We start from the raw sequence: 23,210 nt of genomic DNA, 5'->3' as shown, positions 1-23,210 counted from the left end.
AATAAAGGTGTTCACGTGCAGAAGTACATGAATGAAGCGCGCCAGTTATTGGCACTGGCTATACCAGTGATCGTCGCGCAAGTGGCCCAGACCGCAATGGGATTTGTGGATACGGTAATGGCAGGTGGCTACAGCGCCACCGATATGGCGGCCGTTGCTATCGGCACGTCAATCTGGCTTCCGGCCATCCTGTTCGGCCACGGTCTGCTGCTCGCGCTCACGCCTGTTATCGCTCAGCTCAATGGTTCGGGTCGTCGCGAGCGCATTGCCCATCAGGTTCGTCAGGGTTTCTGGCTGGCAGGGTTTGTCTCCGTGCTGATCATGGTCGTGCTCTGGAACGCGGGCCATATCATTCGCGCTATGCATAACATTGACCCGGCACTGGCTGATAAAGCCGTGGGCTATCTGCGCGCCCTGCTCTGGGGTGCGCCCGGCTACCTCTTTTTCCAGGTAGCGCGTAACCAGTGTGAGGGCCTGGCGAAAACCAAGCCCGGGATGGTGATGGGCTTTATCGGCCTGCTGGTCAATATTCCGGTGAACTATGTCTTTATTTACGGTCACTTCGGGATGCCGGAGCTGGGCGGCGTCGGCTGCGGCGTGGCGACGGCAGCCGTTTACTGGGTGATGTTTTTCGCGATGATCACCTATGTAAAACGCGCCCGTTCCATGCGCGATATTCGCAACGAGAACAGATTTAGCACGCCGGACTGGAACATCATGACGCGTCTGGTGCAGTTAGGGTTGCCGATTGCCCTCGCCCTGTTCTTTGAGGTGACCCTGTTTGCCGTGGTCGCCCTGCTGGTCTCCCCGCTGGGCATTGTGAACGTGGCCGGGCACCAGATTGCGCTGAACTTCAGCTCCCTGATGTTCGTCCTGCCGATGTCGCTGGCGGCGGCGGTGACGATCCGCGTGGGCTTCCGCCTGGGCCAGGGCTCAACGCTGGATGCGCAAACGGCCGCCCGTACCGGGCTGGGCGTCGGCGTCTGCATGGCTATCTGTACGGCGCTCTTTACCGTTGCATTACGCGAGCAGATTGCCCTGCTCTATAACGACAATCCGGAAGTGGTGACGCTGGCCTCGCACCTGATGCTGCTGGCCGCGATTTACCAGATCTCTGACTCCATCCAGGTGATTGGCAGCGGCGTGCTGCGCGGATATAAAGACACGCGCTCCATCTTCTTTATCACCTTCATCGCCTACTGGGTGCTGGGACTGCCGGCTGGCTATATCCTGGCGCTCACCGATCTGGTGGTGGATCGCATGGGTCCGGCAGGGTTCTGGATGGGCTTTATCATCGGCCTGACGTCAGCGGCGATTATGATGATGATGCGTATGCGCTTCCTGCAGCGCCAGCCATCAACGGTTATTTTGCAACGCGCTGCACGTTAACGACGCAGTAGCCGCCCCCTGGCGGCTACTTTCTCTTCACTTTGCGCGGTAATGAAGCAATCGCGTGAAATCAGAGAGAAAAATGCATTTTCCCTCTTGCCACCTTGGTGCTCTGCCGCTAATATTCGTCCCCGTTGTCACCGACAACACGTTGCGTTCATAGCTCAGTTGGTTAGAGCACCACCTTGACATGGTGGGGGTCGTTGGTTCGAGTCCAATTGAACGCACCATTCTGCGTCCGTAGCTCAGTTGGTTAGAGCACCACCTTGACATGGTGGGGGTCGGTGGTTCGAGTCCACTCGGACGCACCATTTCAGTCCTGAAATGGTGCAAATCCTCTTCTGATATCCTGAATTTTCCTAATCCCTTATTTTCATCATTATTCTCCTGCTACGCTTTTCTTATGGAAAAAAAACAGGAAGACCGTCGATGAAGAAAATCGCGATTATCGGCTCCGGCCCCACAGGGATTTACACTTTTTATCATCTCCTTAAAAACAGCACGCCGCTCTCAGTTTCCATCTTTGAACAATCCCAAGACGCTGGCGTGGGTATGCCCTATAACGACGACGATAACTCTCGTCTGATGCTGGCGAACATTGCGAGCATTGAAATCCCGCCCATTTTTATGACCTACCTCGACTGGCTCAAGGAACAGAGTGACGCCCATCTTGCGCGCTTTAAGGTTGATAAAGCCCGCCTGCATGACCGGCAGTTCCTGCCCAGGCTCCTGCTGGGTGAGTATTTCCGCGACAGCTTTCTTTCCATCGTAAAAGAGGCAAAAAGGCTGGGATTCAACGTTGATGTCCATGAATCTGCGAAGGTCACAGACATCATTCCCACAACAACCGGCGTTACGCTTTCCGTAAACGGCAGCGTCTTGCCCGATCAATTCGACCTTGCGGTTATCGCCACCGGCCACGTCTGGCCCGAAGAGGATGAAGCCACGCGCACGTTCTTCCCAAGCCCCTGGTCCGGTCTGATGGACGCCCGTATTCCTCCCTGCCGCGTCGGTATTATGGGGACATCGTTAAGCGGTCTCGACGCGGCCATGGCGGTAGTGATGCAGCACGGTGCGTTTCGCGACGATAAATTCGTGCTGGATAAAGGTAGCGACGCGTTGAAGATTGTTCTGATGTCCCGGACGGGCATTCTGCCGGAAGCCGATTTTTACTGCCCTATCCCTTACGAACCGCTATCGGTATTGACCGAACGCGCGGCTGAAAGCGAGATTGCGAAAGGATCGGATGGCCTGCTCGACCGCATCTTTACCCTGATGGTCAAAGAGCTTCAGCTCGCTGACCCGACGTGGTGCGAGAAAATATCGCTGCATAAGCAGAATGCGGACAGCATCCGTGAGGCCTGGTTTGAGGATCGTAAACGGCACGGCCCCTTTACCTGGGCGGAAGATAACCTGAAAGAAGTTGAGAAAAATAAACGCGAACAGCGCACCGTGGCCTGGCGCTATGCCGTCCTTCGGCTGCATGAGGTGGTTCAGGAGATTGTCCCCCACCTCGACGAAGAGGACAGAGAGCGCTTTAAGCAAGGCCTGGCCCGGGTATTTATCGACAACTATGCGGCCATTCCTCCGCAGTCGATCCGCAGGCTGCTCGCGCTTCGCGAAGCCGGCATCGTTAGCGTGGCTGCGCTCGGTGACGATTACACGCTGGATGTTGGCAGCGATCGAACGGTGATAACCACAAAAGAGACCGTTTACCGCTTCGACGTTTTTATTGATGCGCGCGGCCAAAAGCCGCTCAAAACGAAAGATCTGCCCTTCCCGACGCTGCGCAAACAGCTGGAAGCCACGGGCGAAGAGATACCCGACATCGGCGAGGATTACACCTTAAAAGCGCCTGACACCGTTCGCGGGCGCATCGCCTTCGGCGCGATACCGTGGCTGATGCACGATCGTCCCTTCGTTCAGGGGCTGGCGGAGTGTGCAGAGATTGCGGAAGCAATGGCGAAGGCGGCGGAAAAACCCGCGTCCGGATCGCGGCGGAGATTGCCGTTTATTGAGAACTGACAGGGCTTCCATGCCCTGCTGTTGCTGATTACTCGAAGAAGACTTCCGGGTTTTCAGACAGCGAAACGAAGGTTTTCGTCTCTTTATCCAGTGCAAGGATTTTGCCGCTTTCAATGTCGTACACCCAGCCGTGCAGTCGGATAGAGTTATTACGCAGGCCCACCGCGACGGACGGATGGGTCTTAATGTTGCTCAGCTGCGCAAACACGTTCTCCTGCACCATCGCATTGACTTTATCGATCGGCTTGTCCCAGGTTTTCTTCTCAACCACGGCTTTCGCCGCGTCAGAATAGCGCAGCCAGTGTGACACGGCAGGCATCGGCTCCAGGTTCGCGTTATCGGCAATCGCCTTCATCGCGCCACAGTTGGAGTGACCGCAAATCACGATATCCGTGACGCCCAGCGCCACAACGGCGTATTCGATGGTGGCGGACACGCCGCCAGGCTCCGGCCCGAAAGGCGGCACGATGTTGCCAGCATTACGAATGACAAAGAGTTGTCCTGGCTCTTGCTGGGTGACCAGTTCCGGGACCAGACGGCTGTCGGAGCATGAGATGAACAGCGCTTTGGGATTCTGGCTGGACGCTAAACTGCGGAAGAGTTCTTTACGTTGCGGGAAAATCTCTTTTTGAAAGCTGAGAAAACCTTCAATGATATGTTGCATAGCAATGTCTCTTTTATCTGTTTTAGTTTAGGTATGATCGAGATCACACTCGTAAAGTTTACCCATCGTGGTTTACTTCAGACAAGCAATATATTTCTGGCCCGACCGCTGCACAATCTCGTCCGCACTGGACTGGATGTTCTGCCCTTCGAACGCGCCGTAAAGACGTTCAAAGGTTTTTCCTTCCAGATGACCCACGACCGACGCCACGGCGCGGGCCGGCAGTGGGAGATAATTCGGGTAGCTCCACATAAACGAGACGGCGTCTTTACCCGGCGTGACCTGTAGAATATCGCCCACCAGCAGTACCCCGCCCCCCTCCTGCCAGTGCAGCACCGTTCCACCGGCAAAATGCCCGCCCAGACGCAGCAAAGTGACCGACGGGAAAACGTCCAGCGCATCCCCCTCCCAGAAATGAATGGCCGGGCTGTCGCGCATGACCCACTCTCGGTCGCTGGCGTGCAGGTACACCGGCGCATCAAACGCCGCAGCCCACTCCTGCATCGTGGTGTAATAGTGCGGATGTGAAATCGCAATCGCGCTGATGCCGCCGAGGGCGGTAATGAGCGTTTTGGTTGCGGCGTCGAGGTTGGCGATGCAGTCCCAGAGGATATTCCCGTGAGGCGTTTGCAGGAGCAGCGCCCGCTGGTTGATCGCAAACGCAGGGACCGTTTTGATCCCAAACAGCCGCGGCTCCAGCTGCTGCCATTTGTTGCTATGCGTGGCGGTGACGGTGTCGAGATCGGTCCACGCCTGGCCCGTGGCGGGCACGTACTGGCGCTCGTCCTCGCAAATCGGACATCGGTCCGGCTGCGTATCGTAGGCGGTTCCACAGGTTTCACAGAGTGTAATCATGTGCTCTCCTCAGCGATAAAGCACTGAGTATGGCAGGGATTATCCTTATGTGCTGCGAGGTACATTGCTGGCTTTTTTTGCCCTATACTGTGCCAGAATCACATACTGAACAGAGCAGGTGCCACATGGAAATTGATCTCGATAACTTAGTCTTTAACGGTCTGGATGAAGCCGAAGAGCGTAATGCGGAACGTCTGGACGATGCAGACAAAAAAGCGCAGGCGATTATCGCCGACGACGACTGCGGCGACGCCTGCAAGATCTAATAAAAAAGCACCGGGAAACCGGTGCTTTTTTTCTCAGCGGGGGGATTACAGCTCGGGCGTCTTTTTAAACCCCGTCAGCATCAGCACCAGGCTTTCTGATGAAGAAGCCGGTTCGAACTGGTAGTGATTCCCCTGGCGGTCACCGCCGATGTACCACGAAATTTCGGTTTTCCCTTCCGCCAGCGCCTTACGCACGGCTTTGTCCACGTCCACCATCCGGTATTCACGAGAATGGTTCAGATAGAGCACGGCGTCTGAGCGATAGTTACAGGCCGGACGCGAGGCCCATCTCACGGTAGCAGGATCCCAGTCGTTGCTGGCCGGATAGAAGAAGATCTGATCGGCACCGTCAGTTTCCACTTTCCCGCCATAAATCCGCACGCGGTATGTAAACTGCGAAGGATCCTGCCCGACTGGCAGCGGAGGAATGTGAAACTTCACCAGCGACAGCGTTTCGCCATTTTTCGTGCGCCCCCCGTTTTGCCAGTTGTCTTGCACCAGTAAAACCTGCGGTTCTGGCTGGGAGAGTTCTGGCTCCAGGCTGCTGAGCCAGACGTTGGCCTTCGCCCTGGAATAACCATACGGGACGGTGGTGCCGCAATCTAACCCACGGTTCATGCACAGGTCCGTCATAAAGCGCGCGGCGTCTTCCGTCCAGCCGTTCATGAAGTCAGCATGCGCCGTGTACAGGCTACCCCACCGCTCTTCACGCTCATCGCCGTGCATGACGGGGTCGAGTGAGAGCTGCGCTTTGCTGGTATCAAGCGAGCTAATCGTCGGGAGCACGTAAGCAATGTTCATGTTCACGGTGGGAATTTTTACCGGGAACGCGGACGGGCACTGCCCCTTGATGTCGTAGGTGGCGTTCATCAGACCGTGGGCAGGCTTCAGGTTTACTCCGTCCCAGCAGTTCGGAAACTGAATGCCAATATTGAACTGCACGGCATCGTTGGCTTTGCGCAAGCCGCAGACCTCACCGGTTCTGGTGGTGTAACCCTTGCCGTTGGCGCATAAAAAGGTGATATGTGGATTTGGCGCGCTACCGTGGTGGTCGCCCGCCAGCAGCGACAGCCCCGCCGGGAAAGGGTGTAGCGGCCAGACGTCCACGTTCGACGCCTGATAATAGGTTTTTTGATACGCCGACTTTACGACCGTGCCGTCAGGCAGGCGCAGCGAAGGTGCCCAGTATGCCGAGCTGTCGGCTTTGTTATCGCAGGTGGTCTTTTCATCTCTGCGCAGGGATTCACGGCTGGCGTAAGCATCCGTTTGCACGTTGCCGAAGAAGTCGTGCAGCATGGCCTCGTTGGGCATGCCGTACATCATAATGGCATCATCGCCAAGGGTATGGGAGTAACTGCAAACAACGTGCGCCTGAGGTGCGGCGTGTGCCGAATGAAGTGTGAAAAGTAGCGCAGGGACAGAAAGCGCGCATGTTACCGTGGTCCGTTTCATCATTTTCTCCATGACTGAAAGGACACATTGGTAACAAAAGCGGGCTATTTAACCGAATGATTTACGGCGTACTTTTCCGTCTTTTGAGGCTTTACAGACGTCACGCACACCTCGTTCCAGTACGTTTCGCGCGTGCGGCGCAGTTCAGCGTGACGTTTTATCATGGAACCACTCCGGGTCAATGTTGGCAACGTCCACGCCATACAGGCTGGCGACAGGCAGTATTGACTCAAGAACACGTTGCGCGCTGTTCTCCGCATTCACTGGTCGGGTCGCAAAAAACCGCCGTAACGTGCTGATCCACTTTTTCATCGTCTTACCATCTCTCGCCGTGTCTGACCTCAGTTAAACACTCAAATGCCGCGCGGGGGAAATACCAAAATCCACTGTCGATGTGCAGGATTTGCAAATAGCATCCCGTTCGTTTCACTCTTCATTAACACCTTGTTCACTAATGCTTTTTTGCTCATAGCAAAGAACGATTTCTTATTTGGCGATAGCTTTCGCTTATGGGAGCGTAGCGGGGTAAAACAAAAACAACGGGATGGCGAATGACTATGGCAGCAAACATGAAAGGGTTTACCAAACGGACACTGGTTCTGGGATTACTGGCGGCGGGGAGCCTGCTTTCAGCACAGGCACAGGCCGATCAGCTGGCGGATATTAAGGCCGCAGGGGTGGTGAAAGTGGCCACGTTTGACGCCAACCCGCCGTTTGGCTCTATTGATGCAAAAACGCACGAGATCGTGGGTTATGACGTGGACTTCGCCAAAGCGCTGGCAAAATCGCTCGGCGTGAAGCTTGAACTGGTTGCCACCAATCCGGCTAACCGTATTCCGCTGCTGCAGTCCGGGAAAGCAGACCTGATCGTGGCGGATATTACCATCACCCCGGAACGCGCGCAGGTGATTGATTTTTCAACCCCTTACTTCGTCACCGGCCAGCAGTTCCTGGTTCCGGCTAAATCACCGGACAAGCTTGATGACTACAGCCGGGCGCGCATTGGCGCGGTCAAAGGAACGACGGGCGAGCAGGCGCTGCACCAGCGTTTCCCGCAGTCACGCGTGCTCTCTTATGACGATATTCCCCTGGCGCTGACGGCACTGCGCAATGGAAACGTGCAGGCCATTACCCAGGACAGCACCATTCTGGCCGGTCTGCTGGCGCAGGCGCCGGATAAAGCGAACTTCAAAATCCTGCCCGATCTGCTGAGCAAAGAAGAGATTGGCGTTGGGGTGAAAAAAGGTGAAACGGCGCTGCTGAAGGCCGTTAACGACGAGCTGGTTAATCTTGAGAAGAACGGCCAGGCGGCAAAAATCTACGACGTCTGGTTTGGTCCAGGCACCCCAGCTCCACAGCCTCGCGCCTTTAAAATAGAAGCCAGGTAATTATGCTCTCAGGTTTATTTTCACACTCCGCGGCCGGTGCCGCGGATTTTTCACATCTGGAACAGGCCAGCGTCGAGTTTCGTCATGTGGACAAACGCTACGGTGACCATCAGGTTTTAAACGACATAAATCTGACCATCACGCCCGGTGAAGTGGTCGCCATCCTCGGCCCCTCGGGTTCCGGTAAATCCACCCTGATTCGTCTCATCAACCAGCTTGAAAGCCTGAGCGGCGGGGAGATTCTGGTCGACAGCAAGCCTACCGCAAAGCTCTCCGGTAGCGGGCTGCGCCAGCTGCGCAGCCGCGTGGGGTTTGTGTTCCAGCAGTTCAATCTTTACGCCCATCTCACCGCCAGCCAGAACATTACCCTGGCCCTGGAGCACGTTCACGGCTGGAAGCCGCAGCCTGCCCAGGAGCGCGCGCTGGCCCTGCTGGAAAAGGTCGGGATGCTGGAAAAAGCCCACCATTTCCCGGCAGAGCTTTCCGGTGGACAACAGCAACGCGTCGCGATTGCCCGCGCCCTGGCCTCTTCACCGCAAATCATCCTGTTCGATGAACCCACCTCCGCGCTGGATCCGGAGATGATTGGTGAAGTGCTGTACGTGATGAAAGCCCTCGCCCACAGCGGGATCACGATGATCGTGGTGACCCACGAGATGCAGTTTGCCCGGGAAATTGCCGACCGGATTGTCTTTATCGACGGCGGGCAAATTCTGGAAACCGCTCCGCCGGCGCAGTTTTTCAGCCGGCCGTCGCATCCGCGCGCGCAGCGGTTCCTGCAAAAGGTACTCAACCCGCTGCATCAGGAGCATCTGTAATGCCCGCGCTGGACTGGCAGGGGGTACTGACCGGACAGCCTCTGCAGTGGATACTCTCCGGATTCCTCACCACCCTGTGGGTAACGCTTGCCGGGATGCTGCTGGCCAGCCTGCTCGCACTGCTCTTTATGCTTCTGCGCCTTTCCGGCGGACGCCTCGGGAACGCGGTCGTCAGCAGCTGGGTGTCGCTGTTTCGCAATACGCCGCTGCTGGTGCAGCTGCTGTTCTGGTATTTTGCCGCCTGGAACGGACTACCGCAGGCGTTCCGCGACGCGGTGAACGCGGATCACAGCTGGTCAATTCTGCCCGGCGACGTCTGGTGGTTTACGCCCGAATTTTTATGTTCTGCCTGGGGGTTGGGCGTCTTTACCTCGGCGTTTTTAATCGAAGAGGTGGAGTCGGGGTTACGTTCCGTGCCTGCCGGACAGCGGGAGGCGGCGCTCGCTCAGGGATTCTCCGCGTGGCGTCTGTTTCGTTACATCCTTCTGCCGCAGGGTCTGGCCAACGCCTGGCAGCCGGTCGTGGGCCAGTACCTTAATCTGATGAAGCTCTCCTCGCTCGCAAGCGGAATTGGCTTTGCCGAGCTGACCTATCAGGTCAGGCAGATCGAGAGCTATAACGCGCACGCGCTAGAGGCATTTACCCTCGGAACCGCACTCTATCTGCTGACCGGCCTGGTCATGGGGATGGTGCTGGTTCGCATCGGACCTGAAGCGAAACGTAAACGCCCAAACGTCGCCACCTCAGGGAGTGAAAAACATGATTGCCGGACTTAATGTCATCACCGATAACCTCGATTACCTGCTGTGGGGCCGCGCGGCAACGGGTGAACCGGGGGGCGTACTGCTCTCGTTGATGATGGCGGTTGGTGCCTCCGTCATCGCTCTGCCCGGAGGGATAGTGCTCGCGTGTCTGGCCTGGCGCTTTACCGGGCTTGTGCGAAAGGCCCTCTTTTTGTGGGCAGAGCTGATTCGCGGTATCCCGCTCATCTTCGTGATTTTCTGGATGTGGTATCTTCTGCCGCTTATGACCGGAGGCGATCTGCCGGGGGCGCTTACCGTCACGCTGGCCCTGGCCTGGTTTACCGCGGCAACCGTAATGCACTCGGTACTGGCCGGGCTTAACGCGCTACCGTCCGGGCAGTACGAGGCCGCACTGTCTCAGGGATTCAGCACGCAGCAAACCCTCCTGCGCGTGCTGCTTCCGCAGGCGCTGAGGAATATTCTGCCGTCGCTGGTGGGGATATTTATCAGCCTGCTGAAGGATACGTCGCTGGCGTTTATCGTGAACGTACCGGAACTGACCACGGTGGCGGGACAGGTCAACAACCGGGTGCAAATCTACCCGGCGGCCATTTTTATCTTTACGGGCGTGGTCTACTACCTGCTCTGCTGCTCGCTCGAGCAGCTTGCAAAACGCTGGCGCTTTACCCGGCCAGCGCTTTAACCACCGTTTCCATCGCTTCGGTTGTCAATTCACTGCGCTTAACGCGCTGGTTCGCCAGCGCGGTACGCAGGACTCCGGCAATGACAATATGCTTTGGCTCCTGCCCTAAATCACGCATCTCGAGCACCACCTTCCCGACCACCCGGCACATCTCCTGGTACAGCGCTTCATCTTTGGTCACGTTACCCATCGTCATCACTCCATTGCCTTTTAAACGTTGAGCTTAAATGATTCTCCTGCCGGATACAAAAAAGAAGCCCGGCGAGAGACCCGCCGGGCTTCATCTGTAAAATCAGTAAATTAGTTGTTTACTGGAATAACCGCGCCTTTGTACTTGGTGCGGATCCAGTCCTGAATCTCTTTCGAGTGCAGCACGTTCACCAGCGCGACGATATCTTTCTTCTTCTCGTCACCGCGGTGCACGGTAATGATGTTTGCGTACGGGTTGTTTTCACCGCTCTCTACCGCAATCGGGTCGTGAACCGGGTCCAGACCCGCGTCAATCGCGTAGTTGGCGTTGATCACCACCGCAGCGCCTTCGTCGTTGTTGTACATCTGCGGCAGCAGAGAGGCTTCAACGTTAGGCGTGAACTTCAGCTTTTTCGGGTTCTCGACGATATCGCTGATGCGCGCGGTCACTTTATCGATGCCCGGCTTCAGCTTGATCACGCCCTCTTTCTCGAAGATGGAGAGAATGCGCCCTTCTTCAGAAACCGCGTCACGCATGATGATCTTGCCACCTTCCGGCAGGTCTTTCAGCGACTTGTATTTTTTGGAATAGATGCCGATTGGCTCAATGTGGATCGCGCCCGCGCTGACAAAATCGTAGTCTTTATCGCCCGCATGATCTTTCAGCACGCTGTTCAGGTAAGGAATGTGCTGGAAATAGTTCGCGTCGATGTCATGACCCGCCAGCGCGGTGTTCGGCAGAATGTAGTCCTGGAACGGCTTAATCTCCAGGTCGATACCCTGCTTCGCCAGAATCGGCTTTGCCTGCTCCAGAATTTCGGCGTGCGGCGTGTTGGATGCGCCCACGGTCAGGGTATCAGCCCAGGAAGCGAAGCTCAGGGCGCTCAGGGTTGCGGCGGCGATCAGTGTCAGTGTCTTTTTCATGATGTGGTTCCTGTGTGTATTTATTAGCGTTTATCTAACAGTGAAGTAATGACATCGCCGCAGAACTGGATAATGAAAACGATGATCAGAATGGTCACCGTTGCCACCAGCGTGACGTCACCATGGTTGCGCTGGAATCCTTCCAGATAAGCCAGATTTCCCAAACCACCGGCGCCAATCACCCCCGCCATTGCGCTGTAGCTCACCAGCGCAATCAGCGTCACCGTAATACCTGATACCAGTGCAGGTGATGATTCCGGCAGTAAAACCCGAAACACTAACGTGCTCAGTCGTGCGCCCATCGAGCGCGTTGCTTCTATAACGCCTTTATCCACTTCACGCAGGGCGATCTCCACCAGGCGTGCGTAGAACGGTGCGGCGCCCACAATCAGCGCCGGCAGCGCCGCGTTGGCGCCAAGAATGGTGCCGACGACGGTCTTGGTGAACGGGATCAGCAGGACAATCAGAATGATGAACGGAATAGAGCGGAACACGTTCACCACAATCGAAATGACGCTGTAGACCGTGCGGTTGTGGAACAGCCCGCCGCGCGCGGTTAAAAACAGCGCCAGCCCCAGCACGAGACCCAGCACAAACGTCGCCACGCCGGACAGTGCGGTCATATACAGCGTCTCCAGCGTCGCCGCCCAGAGCTGATCCCACTTGAGATGCGGAAAGAGATTCTCAGCCATGTTTAATCACCTCGCCTTCAATATCGCTGTGCTGCAGGTCGGCGAGGATATTGTTCAGTTGTTCATCGGATGCCACTACATGCACCCAGAGCTGACCAAACACGCCGTGGGCGGTTTGCGTCATTTTCCCGTGCAGGATGTTAAACGGCAGGCCGTAGCGCAGGGTCAGTTCACCCACGATCGGCTTATGGGTGCTGTGCCCGGTAAAGGTCAGCCTGATGACCGTGCCTTCCAGATCCTTTGCCAGTTCGGTATTGAAGGTTTCCTCTTCGGCGTACTGGCTCACCTGGCGGACAAACTGCTGCGTAATCGGCTGCTGCGGATGGGTAAAGACGCTCAGCACGTCGCCCTCTTCCACGACTTTACCGTTCTCCATCACCGCCACGCGGTCGCAGATTTTGCGCACCACGTGCATCTCGTGCGTGATCAGCACGATGGTCAGCCTGAAGCGACGGTTAATATCCAGCAGCAGATCGAGTATCTGATCGGTGGTCTGCGGGTCTAGCGCGGACGTGGCTTCATCGCAGAGCAGCACGTCAGGGTTGTTTGCCAGCGCGCGGGCAATGCCGACGCGCTGTTTTTGCCCGCCGCTCAGTTGGGACGGGTAGGCATTCTCACGCCCCTTCAGGCCTACCAACTTCACCAGCTCGGCGACGCGCGCCTTGATGCTGGCTTTTGGCACACCGGCGATTTGCATCGAGAAAGCGATGTTCTCGCTCACCGTGCGCGACCACAGCAGGTTGAAGTGCTGGAACACCATGCTGATTTTCAGACGCGCCTGGCGCAGCGCTTCGCCCTTTGCGGCAGAGATATCCTGCCCGTTAATGGTGACGCTTCCGGCGCTGGGTTTTTCCAGGCCGTTCAGCAGACGAATCAGCGTGCTTTTCCCGGCTCCGCTGTAGCCGATAATTCCGTAAATCTGTCCCTGCTCTATCGTCAAATTGACGTTATCAACGGCAGTCAGCGCGACCTTTCCGTTGTCAAAAACCTTCGAAATATTCCTGAGTACGATCATTCTTATTCTTTATCCGTTTCGCGCATGGCTGTTTAGCAGTATGGATGTCCAAACGATAGTAAACAGGCGTTATCAGGTTTTAAATGACCAAAAAAGAATTTGTTATAACTTTCGGAAATAAACAGCGGATTGAGCGGGTGGGGAACATTTAGACCAATTTCAGCAATGATTATCTGCCGGATGCATATCTGCCGGTTGATGCCCGCGAAAAACGGTCATTTTTGCAGCATTTCATGCCGATATAGCCATCCTCACATCCAGACAACTTTACGTCTTGCTGTCCTGACTTCCAAAAATGGCATATATATTCTTTTCTGTTCTAAAGAGCAGTGAATGGTTCTTTATTGAGAAAATTTCACCGCCCTATCATCCCGTCATGACATCCAGAAAGGAAAACATCATGACGATTTATCACTCCGTCACTGAACTGATTGGTCGTACCCCGCTTATCCAGCTGCATAAGCTTGATACCGGTCCCTGCTCGCTGTTCCTGAAGCTGGAAAACCAGAATCCGGGCGGTTCTATTAAGGATCGCGTCGCGCTGTCGATGATTAACGAAGCGGAGCGTACCGGGCAGCTGCTGCCGGGCGGCACGATTATTGAGGCCACGGCGGGGAATACCGGACTCGGCCTGGCCCTGATCGCCGCCCAGAAAGGCTACTCGCTGATCCTGGTGGTGCCGGACAAAATGAGCCGCGAGAAGATTTTCCACCTGCGCGCGCTGGGTGCCCAGGTGGTGCTGACCCGCTCCGACGTCAACAAGGGCCACCCCGCCTACTACCAGGATTACGCCCAGCGCCTGGCCAACGAGCTGCCCGGCGCGTTTTACATCGACCAGTTCAATAATGAAGCCAACCCGCTGGCGCACCGCACCACCACGGCACCGGAGCTGTACGAGCAGCTTGACGGCAGGATCGACGCCATCGTGGTGGGCGTCGGCTCAGGCGGTACGCTGGGCGGCCTGCAGGCGTGGTTCGCCGAGCACTCTCCGCACACGGAGTTTGTCCTGGCTGACCCGGCCGGTTCCGTTCTGGCCGACCAGGTGGAAACCGGACGCTACCACGACGCGGGCTCCTGGCTGGTTGAGGGTATTGGCGAAGACTTTATTCCGCCGCTGGCCCACATTGAAGGGGTGAATCGCGCCTGGCGCATTACCGACCGCGAGGCCTTCACCACCGCGCGCGATCTGCTGAAAACGGAAGGCATTCTGGCGGGCTCCTCCAGCGGCACGCTGCTGGCGGCCGCGCTGAAATATTGCCAGGCGCAGACCGCGCCGAAACGCGTGGTGACCTTCGCCTGCGACAGCGGCAATAAGTACCTCTCGAAGATGTTCAACGATGACTGGATGCGTCAGCAAGGGCTCATCACCCGCCCTCAGGCTGGCGATCTCTCTGACTACATCGCCCTGCGCCACGATGAAGGCTCCACCGTCACCGCCGGTCCGGACGACACGCTTTCCACCGTACTGGCGCGCATGCGTCTGTATGACATCTCCCAGCTGCCGGTGCTGGAGAACGGCAAGGTGGTGGGCATTATCGACGAGTGGGATCTCCTGCGGCATATCGGCGGCGACGGCGATCGCTTCTCGCTTCCGGTGACGGCAGCCATGACGCGTCAGGTGGAGTTCCTGGATAAACACGCCCCGGAAAGCGCCCTGAACGCCATCTTCGACCGCGGTCTGGTGGCCGTGATTAATGACAACGACCGTTTTCTCGGTCTGATTACGCGCAGCGACGTTCTGACCGCCTGGCGCAACCGTCTTCAGCAATAAAGGAATAGATGATGAAAAACCTGGCTACCCTGAGCGTCCACAGCGGCGAGTTCAACGACCAGCACGGCGCCGTCATGCCGCCGATTTACGCCACCTCGACGTTTGCGCAACCGTCACCCGGCGAGCATACCGGCTATGAGTATTCCCGCAGCGGCAACCCCACCCGCCACGCGCTGGAAACCGCCATCGCCGAACTGGAAGGCGGCACGCGCGGCTACGCCTTCGCCTCCGGCCTGGCGGCCATCTCCACGGTGCTCGAACTGCTGGATAAAGACAGCCATATTGTCGCCATCGATGACGTTTACGGTGGGACGTACCGCCTGATTGAAAACGTGCGCAAGCGCAGCACAGGCCTGCAGGTCAGCTGGGTTAAGCCGGACGACCTGGCCGGGCTTGAGGCCGCCATTCGCCCGGATACCCGCATGGTGTGGGTCGAAACGCCAACCAACCCGCTGCTGAAGCTGGCGGATCTGGCGGCCATCGCGGCAATCGCCCGTCGTCATAACGTCATCAGCGTGGCGGATAACACCTTCGCGTCGCCGGTGATCCACCGTCCGCTGGAGTCGGGTTTCGATATCGTGGTGCACTCCGCCACCAAATACCTGAACGGCCATTCTGACGTGGTGGCCGGGCTGGCGATTGTCGGGGACAACAAGGAACTGGCGGATAAGCTGGGCTATCTGCAAAACGCGGTGGGCGGCGTACTGGATCCGTTCAGCAGCTTCCTGACGCTGCGCGGTATACGCACGCTTGCGTTGAGGGTAGAAAAGCACAGCACCAACGCGCTGACGATTGCGCAATGGCTGGATCAGCATCCTCTGGTCGAAAGGGTTTTCTATCCCGGCCTGGAATCGCATCCACAGTATCAGCTAGCCCGCACGCAGATGGCGCTGCCCGGCGGCATGATTTCCGTCGTCGTAAAAGGCGATGCGCAACGCGCCACCGAGGTGATTCGCAACCTGAAGCTGTTCACCCTCGCGGAAAGCCTCGGCGGCGTGGAAAGTCTGGTGAGCCAGCCTTACAGCATGACGCACGCCTCGATACCCCTTGAGCAACGGCTGGCAAACGGCATTGTGCCGCAGCTGATCCGTCTGTCAGTCGGGATTGAAGATCCGAAAGACCTGATTGCCGACCTCAGCCAGGCGCTGCAAAAATAAGCAAAACGCGGCAGGTCAATCACCTGCCGCCACAAGTTGTCATCATGGCTTAACGCCTTGATAACAATATTATGTGAAACTGCATAGATTATTTCTGAAACACCGTTTCCATTTTCCTTTTATCTTAAAATCAGCGTATAATGCGCGCCTAATCCCTGGTGAATGGTTTCAGCGCTTGGAATACAAAAAACAACGTACAACTTCTCCTCTCCTTCGTTGGGCTGTCACTCAGGCACACTTTCTTCTGCACGCTCATTTGATGTCTCCTATCCTTAGTGCGTGTCATATACTCTTTTGCAACACAGGTTTGACTCCGCGGCGGTGCGCCCCCGGAGCGAGATTTCCATATCCTTCCCAACTTAAAGACTAAGACTGTCATGAAAAAGACGAAAATTGTTTGTACTATCGGCCCGAAAACCGAATCTGAAGAGATGCTGACCAAGATGCTGGACGCCGGCATGAACGTGATGCGTCTGAACTTCTCCCACGGTGACTATGCAGAACACGGTCAGCGTATCCAGAACTTGCGCAACGTGATGAGCAAGACCGGTAAAAAAGCGGCCATCCTGCTGGATACCAAAGGTCCAGAAATCCGTACCATCAAACTGGAAGGCGGTAACGACGTTTCCCTGAAAGCGGGCCAGACCTTCACCTTCACCACCGACAAAACCGTTGTCGGCAACAGCGAAATCGTTGCAGTGACCTACGAAGGCTTCACCAGCGATCTGTCCGTCGGTAACACCGTGCTGGTGGACGATGGTCTGATCGGTATGGAAGTCACCGCGATCGAAGGTAACAAGGTTATCTGTAAAGTGCTGAACAACGGCGACCTGGGCGAAAACAAAGGCGTTAACCTGCCGGGCGTCTCTATCGCACTGCCAGCACTGGCTGAAAAAGACAAACAGGACCTGATCTTCGGCTGTGAACAAGGCGTTGACTTTGTTGCGGCATCCTTCATCCGTAAGCGTTCTGACGTGGTTGAAATTCGTGAGCACCTGAAAGCGCACGGCGGCGAGAAGATCCAGATCATCTCCAAAATTGAAAACCAGGAAGGCCTGAACAACTTCGACGAGATCCTCGAAGCGTCTGACGGCATCATGGTTGCACGTGGCGACCTGGGCGTAGAAATCCCGGTTGAAGAAGTGATCTTCGCGCAGAAGATGATGATCGAGAAATGTGTTCGCGCGCGTAAAGTGGTTATCACCGCAACGCAGATGCTGGACTCCATGATCAAAAACCCACGCCCAACCCGCGCAGAAGCAGGCGACGTGGCAAACGCCATCCTCGACGGTACTGATGCCGTTATGCTGTCCGGCGAATCCGCAAAAGGTAAATATCCGCTGGAAGCGGTGTCCATCATGGCCACCATCTGCGAACGTACCGACCGCGTAATGAAAAGCCGTCTGGACTACAACAACGACAGCCGCAAGCTGCGCATCACCGAAGCAGTATGCCGCGGTGCTGTAGAAACGGCTGAGAAACTGGAAGCACCGCTGATCGTGGTTGCCACCCAGGGCGGTAAATCTGCTCGCGCAGTGCGTAAATACTTCCCGGATGCGACTATCCTGGCGCTGACCACCAACGAAACCACTGCCCGTCAGCTGGTGCTGAGCAAAGGCGTGATCCCTCACCTGGTGAAAGAGATCGCGTCTACGGATGATTTCTACCGTCTGGGTAAAGAAGTGGCGCTGGAGCTGGTTGATCGTGGTCTGGCACAGAAAGGTGACGTTGTGGTCATGGTTTCTGGCGCGCTGGTACCAAGCGGAACCACCAATACCGCATCTGTTCACGTGCTGTAATAATTCCCGAACGAATTAATTTTGATAAAAAGCGCCTCCGGGCGCTTTTTTTATTCCTGTCATTAGCCAAAGTCATTCAAATTGCAAATCGGGTTTTTCTATTTAATTGCGAATTATCTAAGATGAATCCGATGATAAATGCCTTTTTTTACATAGATTTTTGCCCAAAAAGGGCTAATTCGATGCTTCTTTGAGCGAACGATCAAAAATAGGTGTATTCCCATCAAAAAAATATTCTCAACCCAAAAAACTTTGTGTAATACTTGTAACGCTACATGGAGATTAACTCAATCTAGAGGGTATTAATAATGAATCGTACTAAACTGGTACTGGGCGCGGTAATCCTGGGTTCTACTCTGCTGGCTGGTTGCTCCAGCAACGCTAAAATCGATCAGCTGTCTTCTGACGTTCAGACTCTGAACGCTAAAGTTGACCAGCTGAGCAACGACGTGAACGCAATCCGTTCCGACGTTCAGGCTGCTAAAGACGACGCAGCTCGCGCTAACCAGCGTCTGGACAACCAGGCTACTAAATACCGTAAGTAATAGTACCTGTTAATAAAATGGCGCACATTGTGCGCCATTTTTTTTTTGCTTGCGTCAAACGGCTACTGCGTCACCCTCTCCCCTTCATCTTCCGCTACCGCTGCGGACACCCGGCTGTTCTGCACCGACAGCACGCTATTGCTGGCTGACGGACCGCTACCTGACGACACGATAACCGGGATCCCTGCACGGCGTGACAGGGCGCGATCGATCAGCGCCTTATCGCTTCCCGCCTGAGAAACAAAGGTCGCAAAGTCTGCGGAATGAGTAATAGGCGAGACCTGCGGGTTTTCACCCTCAGCCTGCGCCAGCGGGCGGTGGACTTCAATATAGCGTTTACCATCCGGCTCGACGGCGAACTTCACGGGTTCATTGATAATCTGTACCCGCGTGCCAACCCGCACCTGTTCGAACAGGGCTTTAATGTCCGAGGCATTCATCCGCATACAGCCGGAGCTGACCCGCAGGCCGACGCTGTCCGGCGCGCTGGTGCCGTGGATGAGATATTCCCCATTACCCACGCCTAAACGCAGTGCGAAGCGTCCCAGAGGGTTATTTGGCCCGGCAGGCACCACCGGCGGTAATTTAATTCCCTGCTCCAGAGAGCGTGCTCTGATGCCCGGCGTAGGTGTCCAGGTGGGATTCGGGATTTTCTGGCTCACGCGCGTGGTCGTGACCGGCGTTTCCAGCCCCAGCTGTCCGATGCCGAGCGGGAAGACCTGAACGATGTTTTCTCCCGGCGGGAAGTAGTAGAGCCGAAGCTCTGCGAGGTTCACCACAATGCCCTCGCGCGGCGTGTCCGGCAGCAGCATCTGCGACGGGATGGTAATCACGGTTCCCGGCGCAGGGTTTACCGGCGCAATGGTATTGTTCGTTTCCAGGATCACCTGCGCCGCCGTATTAAACCGGCGGGCGATAGTCTGAAGCTTATTATCCCCTTCCTGTATCGTGTAGGTTTGATTTTGCCCAATCAGACGACTGCCTGCGGGCGGCAACGGATAGTCCATCGCGCGGGCCGAATTAAGGGCACCGAGCGAACTGAGGAGTAAGAGAGTTATTAGAGACGCGCGCTTCATGCTGAGATTCCTTATTCACTGACAGAACGCCAGAAAGCTGAAAAACCAGCGAGGCGGGAACCACCTCGCGAAACAGAATGAATGCTGTTCTGTAAGTCTAGCTAAGGATTGCAGCTTTGGCGCGAATGGCGCGGATCATCGCTTCCAGTCCCTGGGATCGGGACGGGGTGAGGTGTTGGGTCAGGGCCATTTTTTCAAACCACGGGCGGACGTCGAACGCGACAATATCCTGCGCCGACATCCGGTGATAAAGAATAAAGACGACCGCAATAAGCCCTTTTACAATTGCCGCATCGCTGTCGCCGTGCAGTTCGATAGTGCCGTCGTCCGACTGCGCCATCACAATCCACACCTGGCTCTGACAGCCCTGAATAATATTTTCCGGATTATGCGCCTCTTCACCGAGCGGCGGCAGACGCTGCCCCAGCTCGATGATATAAAGGTACTTCTCTTCCCAGTTTGCGCAACGCGAGAAGTTGCGCAGTAATTTGTCTTTGTCCGGCAGTTCCGCCATCTTTCGCCTCTCCGTTAGCCCAGCAGCTGATGAATGCGCTTAAGCCCCGCCACCAGCCTGTCGACCTCTTCCGTTGTGTTGTACATCACCAGCGACGCGCGGCACATTGCCGGTACCTGGTAAAACGCCATCAGCGGCATCGCGCAGTGGTGCCCGGTACGGACCGCCACGCCGTAGTTATCGAGGAAACTGCCCACGTCATAGGCGTGATGTTTCCCGAGATTGAACGCAATCACCCCTTGCCGGTCGGCAGGCCCGTAGAGAGTCAGATCCGGCACGCTGGCGAGCTCCGCAAGCGCATAGTGCATCAGCAGCTGTTCGTACTCCTGAATGCTATCAAGGCCGATTGCGGAGACATATGAAACCGCCGCCCCCAGACCGATAATCCCGCCGGTGTTGGGCGTGCCCGCCTCAAAACGCCAGGGCGCGCGGGCATAGGTAGTGCCTTCCGTCAGGCTAACGGTGGCGATCATCGACCCGCCCCCTTCCCACGGCGGCATCGCCTGCAGGATCGCCTCTTTCACGTACAGCACGCCAATCCCGGTCGGCCCATAGAGCTTGTGGCCTGAAAAGACGTAGAAATCGCAGTCCAGCGCCTGGACGTCAACCGCGTGGTGCATCACCGCCTGAGCGCCGTCAATCAGCACCTTCGCGCCCGCCTGATGGGCCTTTTCGACAATCTCTGCCACCGGGTTTTCCGTCCCCAGCACGTTGGAGACCTGGGTGACCGCCACCAGCCGCGTTTTATCGTCAAGCAGTACGTCTAGCTGCTCGAGCTGCAGCGTCCCGTCGGCATTCAGCGGGATCACCCGCAGCTGCGCGCCAACGCGCTCGCAGAGCATCTGCCACGGCACGATATTGGCGTGGTGTTCCATCTGGGTGATGATGATGTTATCCCCCGCGTGGACCTGCGCGTTGCCCCAGCTGTTAGCGACAAGGTTGATCCCTTCGGTGGTTCCGCGCACGAAGACCAGCTCTTCAGGCGAACGTGCATTGAGGAAGGCGGCCAGCTGCGTACGCACGTTTTCCATACGCTGGGTCGCCTCGGCGCTCAGGGTATGGATACCGCGATGCACGGCGGCGTAGCCGTGGCGATAAAACTCGGCTTCCGCATCCACCACCTGATTCGGCTTCTGGGCGCTGGCCGCGCTGTCCAGATAGGCCAGAGGGAGACCGTTTACTTCACGGGTCAGAACCGGGAAATCTGCCCGTACTTTCTCGACGGGAAAACTCATGCTTCGCCTCCAGGCAGACGCTGGCCGATACGCGCCAGCACCTGCTGTTTTAACTGACCATCGTGCAGCGCTTCCGTCAGCTCGGCGGCAAACGCATAGATAATCATTTTCTGCGCCGCCTGCTCGTCGATGCCGCGGGAACGCAGGTAGAACATCTGCTCGTCGTCTATCCGCCCGACCGTCGCACCGTGGCTGCACTTCACGTCGTCGGCGTAAATCTCCAGCTGCGGTTTGGTGTCCACCTCCGCCAGGCGCCCTAACAGCAGGTTGTTGTTGGTCATCTGCCCGTCGGTTTTAATGGCGTGCTGCGCCACGTTAATCAGTCCGTTAAACACCGCGCGGCCTCTGTCGCTGACGATGGTTTTATGCAACTGGCGGCTGTTGCAGTAGCCCTTATTGTGCTCAAGCCAGGTGCGCGTGTCGCACACCTCTGATTTAACCGGCATCGCCAGGCTGTTGATGCGCAGCGTGGTGTTTTCACCGTTAAGCTGCGTGCTGGTGTTGTGGCGCAGCACCGCCCCGCCGAGCAGGAAGCTATGGCTGTACGCCGCGGCATCCTGACCCAGCACAATGTCGTTATGGGCAAAGTGGTGGCTCTGCGCATTTTCAAACGCCAGCTTGACGTGGTGAAGCTGCGCATTGGCGGCAACGTTCATCGTCAGACGGGATCCGGTAAAGTGACGCGTCTCATTAAGGCTGACGTAATGTTCAATGACCGTGGCCTCCGCCCCTTCCGCCAGCTCCAGATGGTGGCGATAGTGCGCGGTGTTGATTTCATCGCCGTCCAGCCCCTGGGTGATGTGCATCAGCAGCAGCGGTTTTGCCGGACGCTGGTTACGCTTCACGCGGATGTGCGTCACGCTGCGGGCCAGACTCTCGGTCAGGTGCAGGAAAACCTCAGGCTGAACCGGGGCGCTCAGGGACTGGCGATCGTCGTTTATCTCAATCTCAAATCCGCTCGCCTGAAGCGCGTCGCTCAGCTCCGGACGGAACGCGCCATCGACAAACACGAGGCGCACGGCGTCCACGCCCACCGCCAGCGCGTCACGCTGCGCAGACGTGAGATCCGCCAGACGGGTCACATACTCGGCGTTCAGCAGGCCATCAAGCGGGGTGTACTTCCAGTTCTCATGCTTACGCGTCGGCAGGCCGAGACGCAGCATCTGCTGCAGATGCTGCTGCGCCTGCTCAGAGCGCGTGCCGCCCTGGGCTTCAAACAGCCTGTGCCACTGCTGGAGCGCATTACTGCTGTTCGGTAAGCCAGCCATAGCCCTGCTCCTCCAGTTGTTTAACCAGCGTGAAATCACCGGATTTCACAATACGCCCCTGGTAAAGCACGTGGACGTAATCCGGCTTGATATAGTCAAGAATGCGCTGGTAGTGGGTGACGATAATGAACGAACGCTTGCCGTCGCGCAGGGAGTTCACCCCGTCAGCGACAATCTTCAGGGCGTCGATATCCAGACCAGAGTCGGTCTCATCCAGAATGCACAGCTCGGGCTCCAGCACCGCCATCTGCAGAATGTCGTTACGCTTTTTCTCGCCGCCGGAGAAGCCAACGTTCACCGAACGGGTCAGCAGATCCTCCGGCATTTTCAGCAGCTTGATCTTCTCTTCCATCAGATCCTGGAAGTCGAAGCGGTCCAGCGCCTCCAGGCCGCGATACTTGCGCACCGCATTCAGCGCCGTCTGCAGGAAGAACTGGTTGCTGACGCCCGGAATTTCGACCGGGTACTGGAAGGCCATAAAAATGCCCTCTCCCGCGCGGTCTTCCGGCGACATCTCCAGCAGATCTTTGCCGTTAAACTCGACCGAGCCCTGGGTTACCTCATAATCTTCGCGCCCCGCCAGCGTCGCAGAAAGCGTACTTTTTCCGGAGCCGTTCGGCCCCATAATGGCGTGGACTTCACCCGGCTTGACGTCAAAATTGAGGCCACGCAGGATGGCTTTGTCTTCTACGCTAACCTGTAAATCTTTAATACTTAACATG

At 56.7% G+C, this 23,210-nt stretch carries 25 protein-coding genes and 2 tRNA genes; 14 read left to right on the top strand and 13 right to left on the bottom strand.

Going from position 1 to position 23,210, the window contains the following annotated elements; genetic code table 11:
* Positions 1–15: 15 nt before the first annotated feature.
* The 4 genes from mdtK (at position 16) to AC2TE5_RS09605 (ending at position 3,414) form a co-directional block, all read left to right on the top strand.
* Positions 16–1,389: an MdtK family multidrug efflux MATE transporter gene (gene mdtK, locus AC2TE5_RS09620; RefSeq protein WP_484613109.1), complete on the top strand. Its 1,374-nt coding sequence runs from the start codon at positions 16–18 to the stop codon at positions 1,387–1,389.
* A gap of 153 nt (positions 1,390–1,542) precedes the next feature.
* A tRNA-Val gene (locus tag AC2TE5_RS09615) sits at positions 1,543–1,619 on the top strand.
* A gap of 4 nt (positions 1,620–1,623) precedes the next feature.
* A tRNA-Val gene (locus AC2TE5_RS09610) sits at positions 1,624–1,700 on the top strand.
* A gap of 118 nt (positions 1,701–1,818) precedes the next feature.
* Positions 1,819–3,414, top strand: coding sequence for an FAD-NAD(P)-binding protein (locus tag AC2TE5_RS09605; protein WP_484613108.1), 1,596 nt, complete (start codon positions 1,819–1,821; stop codon positions 3,412–3,414).
* Between the two features lie 28 nt (positions 3,415–3,442).
* Here the strand turns inward: AC2TE5_RS09605 and AC2TE5_RS09600 are convergent, their stop codons facing one another.
* The gene (locus AC2TE5_RS09600) at positions 3,443–4,078 is read right to left on the bottom strand and encodes a carbonic anhydrase (protein ID WP_023335425.1); all 636 of its coding nucleotides are present in this window, start codon (positions 4,076–4,078) and stop codon (positions 3,443–3,445) included.
* Between the two features lie 72 nt (positions 4,079–4,150).
* The gene (locus AC2TE5_RS09595; protein ID WP_484613107.1) at positions 4,151–4,933 is read right to left on the bottom strand and encodes an MBL fold metallo-hydrolase; all 783 of its coding nucleotides are present in this window, start codon (positions 4,931–4,933) and stop codon (positions 4,151–4,153) included.
* A gap of 125 nt (positions 4,934–5,058) precedes the next feature.
* Between AC2TE5_RS09595 and AC2TE5_RS09590 the strand changes: the two genes are divergently transcribed.
* Positions 5,059–5,199 (top strand): hypothetical protein, encoded by a 141-nt coding sequence (locus tag AC2TE5_RS09590; protein WP_008500607.1) that lies wholly within the window; start codon positions 5,059–5,061, stop codon positions 5,197–5,199.
* Between the two features lie 45 nt (positions 5,200–5,244).
* On the opposite strand, the gene AC2TE5_RS09585 is transcribed toward AC2TE5_RS09590, so the two are convergent.
* Both AC2TE5_RS09585 and AC2TE5_RS09580 read right to left on the bottom strand, forming a co-directional pair.
* Positions 5,245–6,651, bottom strand: coding sequence for a DUF1996 domain-containing protein (locus tag AC2TE5_RS09585; RefSeq protein WP_484613327.1), 1,407 nt, complete (start codon positions 6,649–6,651; stop codon positions 5,245–5,247).
* A gap of 144 nt (positions 6,652–6,795) precedes the next feature.
* Positions 6,796–6,963, bottom strand: a complete 168-nt coding sequence (locus AC2TE5_RS09580; protein WP_014831607.1) for a hypothetical protein — start codon at positions 6,961–6,963, stop codon at positions 6,796–6,798.
* Positions 6,964–7,208: 245 nt separating this feature from the next.
* On the opposite strand from AC2TE5_RS09580, the gene AC2TE5_RS09575 reads away from it, so the two are divergent.
* Genes AC2TE5_RS09575 through AC2TE5_RS09560 form a run of 4 tightly spaced genes read left to right on the top strand, consistent with a single transcriptional unit; the run spans position 7,209 to position 10,303 of the window.
* Positions 7,209–8,039 (top strand): ABC transporter substrate-binding protein, encoded by an 831-nt coding sequence (locus AC2TE5_RS09575; protein ID WP_183078906.1) that lies wholly within the window; start codon positions 7,209–7,211, stop codon positions 8,037–8,039.
* A gap of 2 nt (positions 8,040–8,041) precedes the next feature.
* The gene (locus AC2TE5_RS09570; RefSeq protein WP_484613106.1) at positions 8,042–8,857 is read left to right on the top strand and encodes an amino acid ABC transporter ATP-binding protein; all 816 of its coding nucleotides are present in this window, start codon (positions 8,042–8,044) and stop codon (positions 8,855–8,857) included.
* Positions 8,857–9,633: an ABC transporter permease subunit gene (locus AC2TE5_RS09565; RefSeq protein WP_121423477.1), complete on the top strand. Its 777-nt coding sequence runs from the start codon at positions 8,857–8,859 to the stop codon at positions 9,631–9,633. Before AC2TE5_RS09570 ends, AC2TE5_RS09565 begins: the two co-directional genes overlap by 1 nt.
* A complete protein-coding gene (locus tag AC2TE5_RS09560) occupies positions 9,617–10,303 on the top strand; it encodes an amino acid ABC transporter permease (protein ID WP_484613105.1) in 687 nt (228 codons plus the stop codon). Before AC2TE5_RS09565 ends, AC2TE5_RS09560 begins: the two co-directional genes overlap by 17 nt.
* On the opposite strand, the gene fumD is transcribed toward AC2TE5_RS09560, so the two are convergent.
* The 4 genes from fumD to AC2TE5_RS09540 form a co-directional block, all read right to left on the bottom strand.
* Positions 10,284–10,493, bottom strand: coding sequence for a fumarate hydratase FumD (gene fumD / locus AC2TE5_RS09555; RefSeq protein WP_008500615.1), 210 nt, complete (start codon positions 10,491–10,493; stop codon positions 10,284–10,286). The two genes, AC2TE5_RS09560 and fumD, sit on opposite strands and share 20 nt — an antisense overlap.
* A gap of 110 nt (positions 10,494–10,603) precedes the next feature.
* Complete coding sequence (locus AC2TE5_RS09550; RefSeq protein ID WP_063142945.1) at positions 10,604–11,416, bottom strand: MetQ/NlpA family ABC transporter substrate-binding protein; 813 nt, start codon at positions 11,414–11,416, stop codon at positions 10,604–10,606.
* Positions 11,417–11,439: 23 nt separating this feature from the next.
* Positions 11,440–12,108 (bottom strand): methionine ABC transporter permease, encoded by a 669-nt coding sequence (locus tag AC2TE5_RS09545; protein ID WP_063142944.1) that lies wholly within the window; start codon positions 12,106–12,108, stop codon positions 11,440–11,442.
* The gene (locus AC2TE5_RS09540; protein ID WP_484613104.1) at positions 12,101–13,123 is read right to left on the bottom strand and encodes a methionine ABC transporter ATP-binding protein; all 1,023 of its coding nucleotides are present in this window, start codon (positions 13,121–13,123) and stop codon (positions 12,101–12,103) included. The genes AC2TE5_RS09545 and AC2TE5_RS09540 overlap by 8 nt, the downstream gene beginning before the upstream one ends.
* A gap of 400 nt (positions 13,124–13,523) precedes the next feature.
* Here AC2TE5_RS09540 and AC2TE5_RS09535 point away from each other — a divergent pair, with 400 nt between their 5' ends.
* From AC2TE5_RS09535 to lpp, 5 genes are all read left to right on the top strand, one after another.
* The gene (locus tag AC2TE5_RS09535) at positions 13,524–14,894 is read left to right on the top strand and encodes a pyridoxal-phosphate dependent enzyme (RefSeq protein WP_484613103.1); all 1,371 of its coding nucleotides are present in this window, start codon (positions 13,524–13,526) and stop codon (positions 14,892–14,894) included.
* Positions 14,895–14,905: 11 nt separating this feature from the next.
* Positions 14,906–16,051, top strand: a complete 1,146-nt coding sequence (locus tag AC2TE5_RS09530; RefSeq protein ID WP_484613326.1) for a trans-sulfuration enzyme family protein — start codon at positions 14,906–14,908, stop codon at positions 16,049–16,051.
* 73 nt (positions 16,052–16,124) lie between these two features.
* On the top strand, positions 16,125–16,421 hold the full coding sequence (gene ynhH, locus AC2TE5_RS09525; RefSeq protein ID WP_418921897.1) for a protein YnhH: 297 nt from the start codon (positions 16,125–16,127) through the stop codon (positions 16,419–16,421).
* A gap of 7 nt (positions 16,422–16,428) precedes the next feature.
* Positions 16,429–17,850 (top strand): pyruvate kinase PykF, encoded by a 1,422-nt coding sequence (gene pykF / locus AC2TE5_RS09520; protein WP_024909386.1) that lies wholly within the window; start codon positions 16,429–16,431, stop codon positions 17,848–17,850.
* A 308-nt stretch (positions 17,851–18,158) separates the two neighbouring features.
* Positions 18,159–18,395, top strand: a complete 237-nt coding sequence (gene lpp / locus AC2TE5_RS09515; RefSeq protein ID WP_010430241.1) for a murein lipoprotein Lpp — start codon at positions 18,159–18,161, stop codon at positions 18,393–18,395.
* Between the two features lie 62 nt (positions 18,396–18,457).
* Here lpp and ldtE read toward each other — a convergent pair whose 3' ends face one another.
* The 5 genes from ldtE to sufC form a co-directional block, all read right to left on the bottom strand.
* On the bottom strand, positions 18,458–19,471 hold the full coding sequence (ldtE, locus tag AC2TE5_RS09510; protein WP_484613102.1) for a L,D-transpeptidase LdtE: 1,014 nt from the start codon (positions 19,469–19,471) through the stop codon (positions 18,458–18,460).
* Between the two features lie 97 nt (positions 19,472–19,568).
* Positions 19,569–19,985 carry a cysteine desulfuration protein SufE gene (gene sufE / locus AC2TE5_RS09505; protein ID WP_484613101.1) on the bottom strand — a complete coding sequence of 139 codons (417 nt, stop codon included), beginning with the start codon at positions 19,983–19,985 and terminating at the stop codon, positions 19,569–19,571.
* Positions 19,986–19,999: 14 nt separating this feature from the next.
* Positions 20,000–21,220 (bottom strand): cysteine desulfurase SufS, encoded by a 1,221-nt coding sequence (gene sufS, locus AC2TE5_RS09500; protein ID WP_484613100.1) that lies wholly within the window; start codon positions 21,218–21,220, stop codon positions 20,000–20,002.
* A complete protein-coding gene (sufD, locus tag AC2TE5_RS09495) occupies positions 21,217–22,488 on the bottom strand; it encodes a Fe-S cluster assembly protein SufD (protein WP_484613099.1) in 1,272 nt (423 codons plus the stop codon). Before sufD ends, sufS begins: the two co-directional genes overlap by 4 nt.
* Positions 22,463–23,209, bottom strand: coding sequence for a Fe-S cluster assembly ATPase SufC (gene sufC, locus AC2TE5_RS09490; RefSeq protein WP_166770071.1), 747 nt, complete (start codon positions 23,207–23,209; stop codon positions 22,463–22,465). The genes sufD and sufC overlap by 26 nt, the downstream gene beginning before the upstream one ends.
* Position 23,210 lies beyond the last annotated feature (1 nt).

Source organism: Enterobacter sp. N5-15 (assembly GCF_057221635.1).
Note: the sequence above shows the minus strand (reverse complement) of the source record. Positions and strands in the feature narration are given on the sequence as shown.